This is a genomic window from uncultured Stenotrophomonas sp. (assembly GCF_913778665.1).
Taxonomy (GTDB): Bacteria; Pseudomonadota; Gammaproteobacteria; order Xanthomonadales; family Xanthomonadaceae; genus Stenotrophomonas.
Window position 1 is genome coordinate 632,531 of sequence record NZ_CAJYVQ010000008.1, and the last position, 14,275, is coordinate 646,805.

General features: G+C 68.3%; 14 protein-coding genes. 9 read left to right on the forward strand and 5 right to left on the reverse strand.

The genetic code is table 11. The features are described 5' to 3' along the window. Nucleotides 1-288: 288 nt before the first annotated feature. On the reverse strand, nucleotides 289-1,017 hold the full coding sequence (locus QZ853_RS11485; protein WP_295573179.1) for a response regulator: 729 nt from the start codon (nucleotides 1,015-1,017) through the stop codon (nucleotides 289-291). Between the two features lie 127 nt (nucleotides 1,018-1,144). On the opposite strand from QZ853_RS11485, the gene rlmD reads away from it, so the two are divergent. The 9 genes from rlmD (at nucleotide 1,145) to QZ853_RS11530 (ending at nucleotide 8,476) form a co-directional block, all read left to right on the forward strand. Further along, a complete protein-coding gene (rlmD, locus tag QZ853_RS11490) occupies nucleotides 1,145-2,479 on the forward strand; it encodes a 23S rRNA (uracil(1939)-C(5))-methyltransferase RlmD (RefSeq protein ID WP_295573182.1) in 1,335 nt (444 codons plus the stop codon). Between the two features lie 33 nt (nucleotides 2,480-2,512). Then, nucleotides 2,513-2,998 (forward strand): CYTH domain-containing protein, encoded by a 486-nt coding sequence (locus tag QZ853_RS11495; RefSeq protein ID WP_295573491.1) that lies wholly within the window; start codon nucleotides 2,513-2,515, stop codon nucleotides 2,996-2,998. Between the two features lie 85 nt (nucleotides 2,999-3,083). After that, entirely contained in the window at nucleotides 3,084-3,779 is a 696-nt protein-coding gene (locus tag QZ853_RS11500; RefSeq protein ID WP_295573185.1) for a DsbA family oxidoreductase, read from the forward strand. A 162-nt stretch (nucleotides 3,780-3,941) separates the two neighbouring features. Next, nucleotides 3,942-4,949, forward strand: a complete 1,008-nt coding sequence (nagZ, locus tag QZ853_RS11505) for a beta-N-acetylhexosaminidase (RefSeq protein ID WP_295573188.1) — start codon at nucleotides 3,942-3,944, stop codon at nucleotides 4,947-4,949. Further along, nucleotides 4,949-5,503: a hypoxanthine-guanine phosphoribosyltransferase gene (locus QZ853_RS11510; RefSeq protein WP_005410592.1), complete on the forward strand. Its 555-nt coding sequence runs from the start codon at nucleotides 4,949-4,951 to the stop codon at nucleotides 5,501-5,503. Before nagZ ends, QZ853_RS11510 begins: the two co-directional genes overlap by 1 nt. Before the next feature lie 82 nt (nucleotides 5,504-5,585). Beyond that, on the forward strand, nucleotides 5,586-6,332 hold the full coding sequence (locus QZ853_RS11515; protein WP_295573190.1) for an S-methyl-5'-thioinosine phosphorylase: 747 nt from the start codon (nucleotides 5,586-5,588) through the stop codon (nucleotides 6,330-6,332). An 88-nt stretch (nucleotides 6,333-6,420) separates the two neighbouring features. After that, a complete protein-coding gene (locus QZ853_RS11520; protein ID WP_005410590.1) occupies nucleotides 6,421-6,627 on the forward strand; it encodes a cold-shock protein in 207 nt (68 codons plus the stop codon). Between the two features lie 129 nt (nucleotides 6,628-6,756). Next, entirely contained in the window at nucleotides 6,757-8,025 is a 1,269-nt protein-coding gene (locus QZ853_RS11525) for an NAD(P)/FAD-dependent oxidoreductase (RefSeq protein ID WP_295573192.1), read from the forward strand. 181 nt (nucleotides 8,026-8,206) lie between these two features. Beyond that, nucleotides 8,207-8,476: a hypothetical protein gene (locus QZ853_RS11530; protein ID WP_295573195.1), complete on the forward strand. Its 270-nt coding sequence runs from the start codon at nucleotides 8,207-8,209 to the stop codon at nucleotides 8,474-8,476. A 1-nt stretch (nucleotide 8,477) separates the two neighbouring features. Here the strand turns inward: QZ853_RS11530 and pdeM are convergent, their stop codons facing one another. From pdeM to QZ853_RS11550, 4 genes are read right to left on the reverse strand one after another with little or no spacing between them, the layout of a single operon-like run. Then, on the reverse strand, nucleotides 8,478-9,119 hold the full coding sequence (gene pdeM, locus QZ853_RS11535; protein WP_295573198.1) for a ligase-associated DNA damage response endonuclease PdeM: 642 nt from the start codon (nucleotides 9,117-9,119) through the stop codon (nucleotides 8,478-8,480). Then, nucleotides 9,109-11,568 carry a ligase-associated DNA damage response DEXH box helicase gene (locus QZ853_RS11540; protein WP_295573201.1) on the reverse strand — a complete coding sequence of 820 codons (2,460 nt, stop codon included), beginning with the start codon at nucleotides 11,566-11,568 and terminating at the stop codon, nucleotides 9,109-9,111. The genes pdeM and QZ853_RS11540 overlap by 11 nt, the downstream gene beginning before the upstream one ends. After that, a complete protein-coding gene (locus QZ853_RS11545; protein ID WP_295573204.1) occupies nucleotides 11,565-13,172 on the reverse strand; it encodes an ATP-dependent DNA ligase in 1,608 nt (535 codons plus the stop codon). Before QZ853_RS11545 ends, QZ853_RS11540 begins: the two co-directional genes overlap by 4 nt. After that, nucleotides 13,169-14,167, reverse strand: coding sequence for a ligase-associated DNA damage response exonuclease (locus QZ853_RS11550; protein WP_295573207.1), 999 nt, complete (start codon nucleotides 14,165-14,167; stop codon nucleotides 13,169-13,171). The genes QZ853_RS11545 and QZ853_RS11550 overlap by 4 nt, the downstream gene beginning before the upstream one ends. Nucleotides 14,168-14,275 lie beyond the last annotated feature (108 nt).

Below are 14,275 nucleotides of genomic sequence, written 5' to 3' on the forward strand. Positions count from 1 at the left end.
CAGGAAAACGGATCCGACTCCAGATTGATTTCGATATCTGACAGAAATTCATCCACGCATGGCGTGGATCTACCCGATCGCGGGAAACTGTCAGAGGTGGGGCGGTGTCGGAGGGCGGGGTGTCAGCCGCATGGATGCGGCTGCCAAGCCCCATGGATGGGTTCACGGCGTCCCGGCCCTTCGACACCGCCCCGCCAACCCACGGAATGCCAGCTTTTGCTTTTGCTTTTGCTGTCGCCTTGGTTTGAAGCCTCGGCAGGTGCAGGGCGCAGCCCTGCCGGACACCCCTCAATGCAGCAGGGCAGCGACCGCTTCGCGGAAACCCGCCTGGGCCTGCCCGGACTCCGGCGCGTGATGCAGCTGGCGCACCGCACGGCCCAGCCGTGCCGCGCCGACGAAGCCACAACTGGCCTGTAGCCGGTGCAACTGGCTGCGCAGCTGGCGCTCGTCGTGCTCGTCCACGGCCTGTTCGACCGCGTCGCGTACGCCCGGCAGCTCGGCCAGGAACAGCTCGCGCAGGGCGATCAGGTGGTTGCGTTGGCCATTGAGCGCAGCCAGTGCCGCTGTTTCATCCCAGTCCTGCACCTGCAGTTCGACCGCTGCCGGCACCTGCGCCATGAAGATTTCGGCCGGGCTGTTCACCAGCGCGCGGCGGACTGCCTTCAGCAGCTGGTCACGGCCCAGCGGCTTGACCAGGGTGTCGTTGAAACCGGCTTCACGCAGCCGGGCATGAATGGAGGTATCGCCGTCGGCGGTATGCGCCAGGGCGGGGGTATCGGGGTGTGAACGGCGCAGTTCGCGCAGCAGCTGCGCGCCGTTGCCATCGGGCAGATTGACGTCGATCAGCCACAGATCATGCGCACCGGGCTCGGCACTGGCCAGCGCACTGGCCAGCGAATCGGCGGTGTCCACATCTGCTGGTAACGTTTCCAGCGCCGCTTTGAAAAAACCGCGGCTGATGATGTCGTCCTCGACAAGCAGGAAGCGGGGCCGGCTGGTCCGCGGGGTCATCTGCATCAGGGCTGCCTCCATGTCAGCTGGTCCAATCATCAAGCACGACGGCGGCGGGCGCAAGCGGGTCCGGACCCTGCCGGTCAGGATCTGCGACAATACGCCCCCATTTTTGCCCGCAGCCTGTTGCCACGTGGCCCGAACCCGCTCCCGCATCGACCGTACCCCGTTCCAGACCGAGATCCTCGACCTCAGCCATGATGGTCGCGGCGTCGCTCGCCGAGAAGGCGAGGGCGGCAAGGTCACCTTCATCAGCGGCGCCCTGCCGGGCGAGGTGGTGATGGCCGAACAGACTGCCCGCAGCCGCCATTTCGATGAAGCGCGCACGGTGCAGGTGCTGCAGGCCTCGCCGCAGCGGGTGACGCCGAAGTGCCCGCACTTCGGCACCTGCGCCGGCTGCGTGCTGCAGCACCTGGACGAAGACCAGCAGATCGTCGCCAAGCAGCGCGTACTGATGGACAACCTGGAGCGCATCGGCCACGTGAAGCCGGGCACGGTGCTGCCGCCTCTGGTCGGCGAGAGCTGGGGCTACCGCCGCAAGGGCCGCTTTTCGGTGCGCCGGGTCGAGAAGAAGGGCAAGACCCTGGTCGGTTTCCGTGAACAGGACCCGCGTTTCGTCGCCGATCTCAGCCAATGCCTGACCGTGATCCCCGAAATCGGCACCAAGGTCGAGGCGCTGTCCCTGTTCATCGAGTCGCTCGATGGCAAGCGCGATATTCCGCAGATCGAGTTCATCGCCGGCGATCAGGCGGTGGTGCTGACCGTGCGCCACCTGCAGCCGCTCAGCGATGCCGACCGTGCCGCCTGGGCTGCCTTTGGCCAGCAGCATGGTTTCGTGATCTACCTGCAGTCCGGTGGCGTGGATACCGTGCAGCCCCTGGACGGGCAGGGCGTGCCGCTGTCCTTCCGGCTGGCGCCGTGGGACGTCGAACTGGCGTTCCGTCCGCTGGACTTCATCCAGGTCAACGCCAAGCTCAACGAGAAGATGATCGCCCACGCCCTGGACCTGCTGGAGCCGGGTGAGGACGAGCGCGTGCTGGACCTGTTCTGCGGCCTGGGCAACTTCACCCTGCCGCTGGCCCGCCGCGTGCGTGAAGTGGTCGGCGTGGAAGGCGATGCAGGCCTGGTCGCCCGTGCCCGCGAGAATGCCGATCGCAATGGCCTGGCCAACGCGCAGTTCTTCAGCGCCGACCTGACCCAGGACCAGCGCAGCACTGCGTGGATGCGCCAGGGTTTCGACAAGCTGCTGCTGGACCCGCCGCGCTCGGGCGCGATCGAAGTGCTGCAGCAGCTGCCGCTGAAGCAGTTCAAGCGGATTGTGTACGTCAGCTGCCACCCGGGCTCGCTGGCGCGCGATGCTGGCTACCTGGTCAACGAGCAGGGCTTCACCCTGGTCAGTGCCGGTGCCATGGACATGTTCCCGCACACCGCGCATGTGGAAAGCATCGCGGTGTTCGAGAAGCGCTGATCGCCTGTCATGCCCATCGCGCATAATGGTGCGATGGGCATCGAAATCGAACGCAAATTCCTCGTCAGCAGTGACGACTGGCGTGCCGCCGCGCACCGGGTGATCCCGATGGCGCAGGGCTATATCAACGACATGGGGGCGCTTGATCGCGGCACCCAGAACGCCTCGGTACGGGTGCGCATCGAGGGCGACCACGCCGCGCTCAACCTGAAGTCGCGCACCATCGGCCACACCCGCCAGGAGTTCGACTACCCGATTCCGGTCGAGGACGCGCGGGCGCTGCTGGCGCTGTGCGTGGGCGGCCTGATCGACAAGCGCCGGCATCTGGTCGAGCACGCCGGGCTGACCTGGGAAGTGGATGAGTTCCTCGGCGACAACGCCGGCCTGGTGGTGGCCGAGGTCGAGCTGGACAGCGCTGACCAGGCCATCGACCTGCCGGACTGGGTCGGCGCCGAAGTCACCGACGACGCCCGCTACTACAACGTCGCCCTGGCCAATCACCCCTATTCACGCTGGTGAACCATCAGCAGGGGCGCAAAGGGGATTCGTTGGATCAGTCCCCTCCGCCCCTTTTTTCGGTGGCAGCGGTCCCCATGTCGTGCGCATGAAGATCGATATCTACTCCGACGTGGTCTGCCCCTGGTGCTGGATTGGCAAGCATCGCTTCGAGCAGGGTGTGCAGTTGCTGGGCGCCGGTGCGCCTGAACTCGAGATCCAGTGGCAGCCGTTCCAGCTGGATCCGGATGCCGGGGACACCCCGGTGCCGCTGCGCGAGGCCTACGTGCGCAAGTTCGGCGGCGCCGAGCGCACCGAGCAGATCCTGGGACAGACCCAGACCACCGCGCGTGCCGAAGGCCTGCCGATGGACTTCAGCCGGGGCCAGGTGCGGGTGACAACGCTGCCGGCGCACCGGGTGTTGTGGCTGGCCGGCCAGCACGATGTACAGGACGCGGTGGGCGAGGCGTTGTTCCGCGCCCACTTCGAGCAGGGCCAGAACCTGGCCGACCCTGCAGTGCTGGTCAAGGCGGGCGTAGCCGGTGGCCTGGACGCCGGCGAGATCGCGCAGATGCTGGCCTCCGACCGTGGTCTGGCCGATGTTGAGGCCGCATTGGCGCAGGCCCATGCGCTGGGCATCTCCTCGGTGCCGACCTTTGTCATCGATGGGAAATGGGCCATTTCCGGGGCGCAGCCGCCGGAGGCGTTTGCCAACGCCCTGCGCCAGATCGCCGCCGAGCAGGGCGCGCTGGAGTCCCCGGCCGATAGCGACGAGGCCTGTGGCCCGGACGGCTGCAAGGTCTGAGCCGGGCAGGGTGAGTGCCCCTGCGGCGATCCGACCCCGGGGTCGGATCCGCACTGCGGCGCTGACCCCGCACGTCCCTTCTACCTTGACCACTGCGCCCGTCGGCCGGTTCTGCGACAATGCGGCACTGCGCCATGCGGGCGCGCGTTGTGGAGATCGACCATGCTGCTGATCGGCGTTGCCGGCACCGAACTGACTGCCCAGGAACGCGACTGGCTGCAGCACGATGCCGTTGCCGGGGTGGTGCTGTTCAAGCGCAACTTCGCCTCGCGCGAGCAGGTGACCGATCTGAGCGCGGCCATCCGCGCCACCGCTCCGCGTCCGCAGCTGATCTGCGTGGACCAGGAAGGCGGCCGCGTGCAGCGTTTCCGCGAAGGCTACAGCGCGCTGCCGCCGCTGCAGGAGATCGGCGCGATGTACGCGACCGATCCGCAGCAGGCGCTGGCCCTGGCCGAACAGCACGCCTGGCTGATGGCCAGCGAAGTGCGCGCCAGCGGCCTGGACCTGAGCTTCGCGCCGGTGGTCGACCTTGGCCGCGGCAACCGCGCCATCGGCGACCGCGCCTTCAGTGAAGACCCGCAGGTGGTGGCCGCATTCACCGCCGCCTACGTGCGCGGCATGCACGCGGTCGGCATGGCCGCCACGCTCAAGCATTTCCCCGGCCACGGCACCGTGCTGGAAGACACCCACGTCGACACCGCGATCGATCCGCGCGCGCTGGACGAACTGCGTGCGCAGGACCTGGTGCCGTTCCAGGCCGGCATCGCCTCTGGTGCCGATGCGGTGATGATGGCGCACGTGATCTACCCGCAGGTGGCGCCGGAACCGGCCGGCTATTCGCCGCGCTGGATCCAGGAGATCCTGCGCGGGGAGCTCGGCTTCCGCGGCGTGGTGTTCTCCGACGACATCGGCATGGCCGCCTCGCACAGCGCCGGCGGCGTGCCCGCGCGCGTGCATGCCCATCTGGACGCCGGCTGCGACGTGGTACTGGTCTGCCACCCGGAGCTGGTCGATGAAGCCCTGCACGCGGTGCAGGGGCGCTCCCTCAATACCGCTGCGCTGCTGGGCCTGATCGGCCGCGGCGCACTTGGCTGGGATGGCCTGCTGGCCGATGCCCGCCATGGCGATACCCAAACCCGTCTGCTTGAAACCCTTGGAAGAACCGTCTGATGCCCAACCTCACCATTTCCCAGGCCCTGGCCCAGGCTGACCTGCTGGTCGACCGCCCCACCATCGACAAGGCCATCGCCGGTATCGCCGACGCCATCGCGCGCGATTACAAGGGCGAGGTGCCGCTGTTCCTGTCGATCATGCACGGCGCGCTGCCGTTCGCCGGCCAGCTGGCGCTGGAGCTGGGCGCGCGCGGCCAGGACGTGCAGTTCGATTACCTGCACGCCACCCGCTACCGTGGCGAAACCACCGGCGGCGACCTGGTCTGGAAGCACAAGCCGGCCACCTCGCTGTTCGGCCGCCGCGTGCTGCTGGTCGACGACATCCTGGACGAGGGCTACACCCTGCAGGGGGTGCGCACCTGGTGCCTGGAGCAGGGCGCTACCGACGTGCGCATCGCCGCGATGACGGTGAAGAAGCACGACCGCGCGCTGCCGGACGTGACCGCCGACTATGCCGGCATCGAGCTGCCGGACCGCTACGTGTTCGGCTTCGGCATGGACGTCAACGAAACCTTGCGCTGCGTGCCGGCCATCTACGCGATGAAGGAATAACGACGCCGCCGACTCCGGCACGTCTTGTTCCACCGCCGGCATCCTCGGGTGCCGGCGTTCGTCTTTTCATGGAGTGCTTCGAATGCAACAGATCGCCCTGGCCGTGATTGGCGGTACCGGTGTCTACAACCTGGCCAAGCTTGACGGCGTGCAGACCCACGAGGTCGACACCCGCTTCGGCCGCCCGTCCGGTCCGGTGCGCGTGGGTACGCTGCTCGGCCATCGCGTCGCGTTCCTGGCGCGCCATGGCGAAGGCCACTCGCTGCCGCCGCACAAGATCAACTACCGCGCCAACCTGGCCGCGCTGCAGCAGCTGGGCGCGCAGCGGGTGCTGGCATTGAACACGGTGGGCGGCATCACCGAGGACTTCGGTCCTCGCGTGCTGGCCTGCCCGGACCAGCTCATCGACTACACTTGGGGCCGCATCAGCACGATCTGTGAAGAAGCGGGCACCGACGTGGTTCACGTCGATTTCGGCCACCCCTACACGCCGATGCTGCGCAGCAAGATCCTGGCCGCCGCCAAAGTGACCGGTGTCACAGTCCATGACGGTGGCTGCTATGGCGCTACGCAGGGCCCGCGCCTGGAAACCATCGCCGAAATCGCCCGCATGCGCCGCGACGGTTGCGACCTGGTGGGCATGACCGGCATGCCGGAGGCCGCGCTGGCACGGGAGCTGGGCCTGGATTACGCCTGCCTGGCGATCATTGCCAACTGGGCGGCGGGTTGCGGTGATGGCGAGGAGATTACGATGGCCGAAGTGCTGGCCAACGTGCAGGCGGCCAGCAACGGACTTCCGGAACTGGTGGGCGAATTGGCGCGGGGGTGATTGTCTTCCCCGAGCAAGCTTTGCATACTCAGCTTGTGCGCGGGTTCAGCGTACACCACCCATTCATTGCATAAGGTCTCGCATCACCATGCCGAACGGTACCGTCAAGTGGTTCAACGACGCCAAGGGATTTGGCTTCATCTCGCCGGAGGATGGCAGCGCCGACGTGTTCGCGCACTTCTCCGCCATCAACTCCAAGGGCTTCCGCAGCCTGCAGGAAGGCCAGCGTGTCACCTATGACGTGACCCAGGGCCCGAAGGGTGCCCAGGCTTCGAACATCACGCCGGCCGAGTGATCCACTCGACAGTGCGTTGAAAACCCCGCTCCGGCGGGGTTTTTTTTGAGCAGTAGATCCACGGCATGCGTGGATGCCGTGCGCGGCGTCCGTTCTCCATTCGCAACCTGCCTCGGGCACAATGCGGCCATGACGGAACGACTGCGTATCGCCGTGATCGGCTACGGCACTGCTGGCCAGGCATCGGCCATCCTGTTCACCCGTGACGGTCACGCGGTGGAGATTTTCGAACGCGTGCCCACGCCGGGGCCGGTGGGTGCCGGCTTCCTGCTGCAGCCCACTGGCCTGCAGGTGTTGTGGCAGATGGGCCTGCTCGATGCGGTGCGCGCGCATGCGGCGCCGGTGCACCGCCTGTATGGCGACACGCCCTGCGAGCGCGCGGTGATGGACATGCGCTACGCCGGCCTGGATGCGCGCTTGCACGGCCTCGGCATGCAGCGCGGGGCGTTGTTCTCGCTGCTGGACCAGGCGCGTGCCGGTGCGGGCCAGTTGCATGCGGGCACCACCATCATCGAGGTGGACAGCGTGCAGGGCCGTCTGCGCGACAGCGAAGGCCGCATGCATGGCCCGTTCGATCTGGTGGTGGTCGCCGACGGCGCTGCCTCCACGCTGCGCGGCACGATCAGGCAGGGCGCCGGCCTGGACCGCGTGTATCCGTGGGGTGCGCTGTGGTGCCTGCTGCCGGCCGAAGACTGGCCGCACCTGCAGGAGCTGCGACAGCGCTACGTGGCCGCGCGCAAGATGATCGGGCTGCTGCCGGTCGGTACGCGTCCCGGTGATGACACGCCGCGCTTGAGCTTCTTCTGGAGCCTGCCACGCGCCGATTTCGAGCGCTGGCAGGCCGACGGCCTGGCGCCGTGGCTGGATGAACTGCATGCACTGTGGCCGCAGGCCAGCGCCCGATTCGCGCATCTGCATGATGCGGGCCAGCTGGCGCGTGCGGTCTACCGTGACGCGGTGATGACGCGCTGGCATCAGGGGCGCATGGTGCTGGCCGGTGATGCCGCGCATGCCATGAGCCCGCAGCTGGGGCAGGGCGTGAACATGGCCCTGCTCGATGCCGTGGCGCTGCGCGATGCGGTGCGCACACACGGCGCTGGTGCCGATGCGTTGCAGGCCTACCAGGCACGGCGCAGGGCGCATGTGGCGGTCTACCAGCGCTGGAGCCGCTGGCTGACGCCGCTGTTCCAGTCCGACCGTGATGCCCTGGCCAAGGCGCGCGACGTGCTGCTTGGGCCGATGGGGCGCCTGCCCGGTGGGCGTGGCCACATGCTGCGGGTACTCAGTGGCACCCAGCACGGCTGGTTCGGTGCACTGGCGCTGGATCCGGCGTTCGTCGGCGCCATGCAGAGCGGCGTGCAGGACCATGCCGCCAGTGTTGCCGCCGCCGATGCGTGAAGCACTTCATCACGTGAATTAACGGTTGCCTCACCGTGGATATGCGAGAACAAACAGGCACGCGACAGCCGCGTCGCCCGTTTTCCTTTCCGTGATCAACATCGCGCGTGGCCTGGGCGGCACTGCCGTTGCGGCCTGTTGCGGCCCGGACGTGCCGCGCGATGTAGAAGAGGAGGACGCCATGTTGTTCGCGGTCGAGGAGCTGGAATCGGAAATCTGCAAGCTGCGCGGACTGCTGCAGATGCTGCACGAAGACCAGCCCGACGTACTGGAGGATGTGTTCGAGTTCCATGTCGGCAGCCTGATCAGCCATGCCGCAGCGGAGCACCATGCACGCATCCGCGCCTGCGCACAGGAAATGCTCGCCGCGATCCAGACGCTGCCCAGGCGTCGCTACGATGTAGGCGCCGATTTCCAGCTGATGCCGGAATTGAGCATTAGCCCGGCCTGATTCAACGCACGGGAAGCTTCACCAGCGCATCCTCCACGCAGGCGATCATCCGCTCGCCGCTGGCGGCGACCGGCACGATACCGGCGGTGAAGGCGGAGAACGCCGGCAGGACCGTCACGCCGTCGCGCAGCCAGAAGGCGGGAAATCGCCGCCGCAGGGGCGGCAATGCGATCTGCGGATGCAGATGCCCGGCGATCACGTGCAGGTCCGTGTCCGGCACTGGCTCATGCCGCAGCAGGAACGGCGGCAGGCGGACCGTGTCGTGGGTCTGCACCTGCAGCTGCGCATGCGGCAGATGCAGGTCGTGGTTTCCGCGCAGCACATGCACGTCCAGCGCTGCATTGCGTTCGCGCCAGCCCAGCCAGTGCTGGTACCACGCCGCGCGATGCGCCGGCCCATGCAGGATGTCGCCGAGGATCCACAGTTGGCGGCAGGCGTGGGTATCCAGCAGCCGCTGCAGGCGGCCCAGGTCGTCAACAGTTCCGCCACTGGGCAGGGCGATGCCGGCACGACGGAAGATATCGGCCTTGCCGAGGTGCAGGTCGGCGATCAGCAGGGCCTGCCGCGCCGGCCAGTACAGTGCGCGGGCGCCGAGAAACCGCATGGGCTCGCCGGCAAGCGGCAGCAGCTGCTCATCGACCATGACGGCGCTCCAGCTGCTGCGCGGCACGCTGCACGCGGGTGCGCCAGTCTTCGTTGCTGAACTGCCCGCGCAGGCGCTCGGCCCACAGTGGAAAGCCCAACGGCGTGAGTGATGCCGGCCGCTGCAGCGACAGCGCCTGTGTGCCGATCCGGTCCAGGACCTGCTGCAGGCCAGGCAGGTCCAGGCTGTCGTGCAGGACTTCGTGCTCGGCCAGTGCCAGCAGCAGATGGCCGGGGTCGTGCTCGCACAGCACGTCATAGAGCAATCCCGCCGAGGCCTGCAGCTGGCGCAGCGAACGCGGCACGCCGCCGGGCAGGCTGGGAACCAGCAAGCCGGCCACGCGCGCGATGCCGCGGAACTGGCGGCGGGCCAGCTCGCCCAGGTTCACCGCCGCACGCAGGTCTTCCAGCAGATGTTCACGGCTGAACAAGGCGCGCCACTGCGGCGGGTCGAGTTCGATGGCCTGCGCCGGCGCAAGCACCAGGCCGTGATCGTTCACCGCATAGCCGATGCTGTTGCGTCGGCCGCGGGTGCAACGCAGCGCCAGCAGGGCGGCCAGGGCCTCGTGCACGTGGCGGCCGGCAAAGGGATAGACGAACAGGAACTGGCCATCGCGGCGCCTCACGTCTTCCACCAGCAGATGATCCGCACCGGGGCGCGCCGACAACTGCGCCTGCAATGCCAGCAGCGGCGCCAGCCAGCGTGACTCGGCGCTGTCATCGGAACCGGACAGAACCGCTTCCAGCTCACGGCCGAGCGCCATCGACAGCGGCAGCTGGCCGCCCTGCCACCGCGGCACGACGCCGTCACCGCGTCCACGCGCCAGGCGCACGAAGGCGGTCATGTCACGCAACTGCACCAGTTCCAGCAGGCGCCCGGCGAACTGGAAGCGATCACCCCGGCGCAGCCGGCTGGCGAACTGTTCCTCCACCGCACCGAGCCCACCACCGCGCAGGAACTGCACGCGCACGCTGCCATCGCTGCTGATGGTGCCGATCGACAAGCGGTGACGCAGCGCCTGGCGGCGATCATGCATGCGGTAGCGGCCATCGGCATCGCGCACGACCTTGTGGAAATCCGGGTACTGCGCCAGCGCCTGCCCACCCTGCACGATGAATTCCAGCACGGCCTGCCACTGTTCATCGCCCAGCGTGGCGAAGGCATGCGTGCCACGCACCTGCGCCAGCAGCGCATCACTATCGAAGCCACCCGCGAGCGCGCGACTGACCGCATGCTGTGCCAGCACGTCGAGTGACAGCGTCGGTGGCGGACGCGCTTCAACCACGCGTTCGTGCAGCGCGCGGCGCACCGCTGCATATTCGGCCAGTTCGAGGGCGTGGGTGGGAATGCAGACGATGGCACCGCTGGCGCCGGGACGATGGCGTGCACGCCCGGCGCGCTGGCGCAGCCGCGCCACGCCCTTCGGGCTGCCCAGCTGCAGTACCTGTTCCACCTCCGGGAAATCCACGCCGAGGTCGAGGCTGGAGGTCGCCACCACGCAGCGCAACGCGCCTGCGCGCAGGCCGTCCTCCACCTGCTGGCGAAGGGCCGGGTCCAGCGAGCCGTGATGCAGCGCCAGCGTGTCAGCGTCTTCCGGCCATACCGCCGCCAGCGCCTGATGCCACAGTTCGGCCTGCGCGCGGGTGTTGGTGAACAGCAGGCTGCTGCGTGCGGCCATCAGCGCGTCCAGCACGCGTGGCAGCTGCGCCAGTCCGAGGTGGCCGGCCCAGGGGAAGCGTTCGCCGGGCTCTGGCAGCAGGCTGCGCACGCTGATCGCCCGCGGGCGCACGCCCTGCACGATCGGTGCGTCCGGTTGGCCAGGCAACAGTACGTCCCGGGCCTGCGGCAGGTTGCCCAGCGTGGCCGACAGTCCCCACAGCTGCAGGGAAGGGGTGGCGTCGCGCATCACCGCCAGGTTCAGCTGCAGCAGCACGCCGCGCTTGTTGCCCAGCAGTTCGTGCCATTCGTCCACCACCACGCAGCGCAGTTGGCGCATGCGGGGCAGCGTGTCGGGATAGCTCAGCAGCAATGCCAGCGATTCGGGCGTGGTCACCAGCACGTCAACGCGACCCTCGCGCGCCTGCCGGCGCTCGCGGTTGCTGGCATCGCCGCTGCGCAGGCCGACCCGCCAGCCCAGCCCCAGCCCGTCGATCACTGTCTGCAGCGCACGTGCGGTATCACTGGCCAAGGCCCGGAGCGGCGTCACCCACAGCACCTGCAGCGGCCGCACCGCACTGGCCCGGCGCGGTGCCGGCGGCGGATCGAGCATCGCCTGCAGCAGCGGGCCACCGAACATGGCCAGCGTCTTGCCGCTGCCGGTGGGCGTGTGCAGTAGACCGGAGTCGCCTGCCAGATAGTGCCGCCACATCGCGCGCTGGAACGGCAGTGAGCGCCAGCCGCGCGCAGCGAACCAGTCTTCCAGCCTGCGCAACGCCTGGCGGCGGTTCATCGCGCCAGCGCCTGAAGCGTGGCCAGCCGGTCGGCTTCAGTAGCAGGCTTGTCGTGGCGCCAGCGCAGGATGCGCGGAAAGCGCACGGCGATGCCGGATTTGTGCCGGCTGCTGCGGTTGACCGCCTCGAAGCCCAGTTCGAACACCTGCTCGGCACGCACGCTGCGCACCGGGCCAAACCGTTCGCGGGTGTTGGCGCGGATCCAGCGGTCGAGGGCCAGGATTTCCTTGTCGTCCAATCCCGAGTAGGCCTTGGCCACCGGCACCAGCACATCGCCGTCCCAGACGCCGAAGGTGTAATCGGTGTACAGCGTGCTGCGCCGTCCATGGCCGGCCTGCGCGTACAGCAGCACGGCATCGATGGTCAGCGGGTCGACCTTCCATTTCCACCAGTCGCCGCGCCGTCGCCCCGACTGGTAGGTGGACGTGCGGCGTTTCAGCATCAACCCTTCCACGCCTCGCTCGCGGGAGGCCTCCCGCAATGCGGCGGCCTGCACCCAGTCTTCAGCGGGTACATCGGGCGACAGCTGGATGCGCGTATCGCCCAGAGCACCGATCACCTCGGCCAACTGTGCTCGCCGTTGCTGCAACGGCAGCCCACGCAGATCCTCGCCGTCGCGTTCAAGCAGGTCGTAGGCGAGCACGCGCACCGGGGTGTTGCGCAACGTCGCTGCGCCTGGCTTGCGGCGCTGGATGCGGGTCTGCAATGCGGTGAAGGCGCGCGGCAGGTCGTCGCTCTCGTCCCAGGCCAGCAGTTCTCCGTCCAGTACGCAGCCGTCGGGCAGCGCCATCGCGGCCTGTTCAATTTCCGGGAAGCGCCCATCCAGCCGTTCCTCGCCCCGTGACCACAGCGCCACTTCACCGCGTCGGCGCAGCAGCTGCAGGCGGATGCCATCCCATTTCCACTCCAGCAGCCAGTCTTCGATCGGGCCCAGCCGTTGGCCCGGCTCGCCCTCCAGCGGCGAGGCCAGGAAGAACGGGTACGGCTGCTGCCGGTCCAGTGGCAGTTCGTCCGGCGACAGCAACTGCTCCAGCGAGCCGGGTGAGGGCACCCACTCGCCGAGCATGCGCTGGGCAATGCGCGCGATGTCCAGGCCGGACCATTCGGCCAGCGCCTGTTGCACCTGCCGTTGTGAAACACCCACGCGCAGCGCGCCGGTGAGCAGCTTGTTGAACACCAGGCGCTCGCCGCTGCGCAGCTGTCGCCACCCGGCGACCACCGCTGCGCGTCGCTCCGCCTCCGGATGGTTGGCCACCGTCAGCAGGTGCTGTTCAATCCAGTCCGACAACGGGCGGTCGGCGGCGGGATGCAAGGGGTCATCCATCAGCAGGGTCAGTGTTTCAGCCAGATCGCCGACCTGGGCATAGCTGTCTTCCACCAGCCAGGCGGGCAGGCCGGATTCTTCGGCGATCCAGCTGCGCAGCTCGCCACTGGCGGCGATCTTGCGGCGTGCGCCGCCGACCTTGCCGCCGCTGAGCAGGAACAGCGCCCACGCTGCATCGTGCGGCGCGGCGTGGCGGAAGTAGTCGATTAGCGCGGCGCGCTTGTCCAGCGTCGCGGTGCTGCGGTCCAGGCGCTGGTAGAGCGCAGCGAAGGCCTTCACTCCTCGCTCCCGTAATCGGTGCGGAACGCCTCGGCGGCGACGCCGCGTTCGCGCAGGAAGGGAATCAGGGCATCGGTATTGCCGTGGGTGGCGATCACCCGCGTCGCGCCGGTCTGTTCGATGGTCTGCAGCAGGGCAGGCCAGTCGGCATGATCGGAAATGACGAAGCCGCGGTCGACATTGCGGCGGCGCCGGTTGCCGCGCAGCTGCATCCACCCTGAGGCGAACCCCAGTTGATGGGGGCCGAAGCGGCGCATCCACGGCGTGCCTGCGGCCGAGGGCGGGGCCAGGATCAGCTGGCCGGCGGCATCGGGGTGCCGCCCCTGTTCGGCCACGGTGAGCGTCTCCAGCATCGGCACGCCGGCCTGCCGGTAGACCGCCACGCCATTGGCGATGGCGCCATGCAGCCAAGCGGGGCGGCTATCCAGCGGCAACAGCTCGGCCAGCACTCGCTGCGCCTTGCCCAGCGCATAGCAGAGCAGGATCGCCGCTTCGCCGCGCTGCTCGCAATCGCGGCGCCAGGCTACGATCTCTGCGGCAACCGCCGGGGTGTGCGGCCAACGATAGATCGGCAGCGCGAACGTCGCTTCGGTGATGAAGGTATCGCAGGGCACCACTTCGAAGGGCGTGCAGGTGGGATCGTGCTGGCGCTTGTAATCACCGGATGCCACCCAGACCTGTTCGCCATCATCAATGCGCACCTGCGACGAGCCCAGCACATGGCCCGCCGGGTGCAGCGATACCTGCACCTTCCCGAGCCGGAACGCCTCGCCCTCGGCGTGCGCCTGCACGTCGACATCGCCCAGCCGCCAGCGCAGGATCGGCAGGCTGCCTTCGCTGCAGTGGTACTCGCCCATCCCCGGGCGCGCGTGGTCGCCATGGCCATGGGTGATGACCGCGCGCGGCACCGGGCGCCAGGGATCGATGTGGAAATCGCCGGCGGCGCAGTACAGCCCTTCCGGACGCAGCACCACCAGATCGTCATTGCCTGCCATGCGGTCACTGTGGCCTGCGCCTCGTGCAGGCGGCGAGAACTGGCCTGAACACGGGCTTGGCGGAGGATGCTGCACAATCGGAGCGCATACCTCTTGCCGCCAGGACGG

Excerpts from the sequence above, each read along its gene's own strand:
- QZ853_RS11485 (WP_295573179.1), bottom strand. The coding sequence starts at position 1,017 with ATGCAGATGACCCCGCGGACCAGCCGGCCCCGCTTCCTGCTTGTCGAG.
- QZ853_RS11495 (WP_295573491.1), top strand. The coding sequence starts at position 2,513 with ATGGGCATCGAAATCGAACGCAAATTCCTCGTCAGCAGTGACGACTGG.
- QZ853_RS11500 (WP_295573185.1), top strand. The coding sequence starts at position 3,084 with ATGAAGATCGATATCTACTCCGACGTGGTCTGCCCCTGGTGCTGGATT.
- nagZ (WP_295573188.1), top strand. The coding sequence starts at position 3,942 with ATGCTGCTGATCGGCGTTGCCGGCACCGAACTGACTGCCCAGGAACGC.
- QZ853_RS11510 (WP_005410592.1), top strand. The coding sequence starts at position 4,949 with ATGCCCAACCTCACCATTTCCCAGGCCCTGGCCCAGGCTGACCTGCTG.
- QZ853_RS11515 (WP_295573190.1), top strand. The coding sequence starts at position 5,586 with ATGCAACAGATCGCCCTGGCCGTGATTGGCGGTACCGGTGTCTACAAC.
- QZ853_RS11520 (WP_005410590.1), top strand. The coding sequence starts at position 6,421 with ATGCCGAACGGTACCGTCAAGTGGTTCAACGACGCCAAGGGATTTGGC.
- QZ853_RS11525 (WP_295573192.1), top strand. The coding sequence starts at position 6,757 with ATGACGGAACGACTGCGTATCGCCGTGATCGGCTACGGCACTGCTGGC.
- QZ853_RS11530 (WP_295573195.1), top strand. The coding sequence starts at position 8,207 with ATGTTGTTCGCGGTCGAGGAGCTGGAATCGGAAATCTGCAAGCTGCGC.
- pdeM (WP_295573198.1), bottom strand. The coding sequence starts at position 9,119 with ATGGTCGATGAGCAGCTGCTGCCGCTTGCCGGCGAGCCCATGCGGTTT.
- QZ853_RS11540 (WP_295573201.1), bottom strand. The coding sequence starts at position 11,568 with ATGAACCGCCGCCAGGCGTTGCGCAGGCTGGAAGACTGGTTCGCTGCG.
- QZ853_RS11550 (WP_295573207.1), bottom strand. The coding sequence starts at position 14,167 with ATGGCAGGCAATGACGATCTGGTGGTGCTGCGTCCGGAAGGGCTGTAC.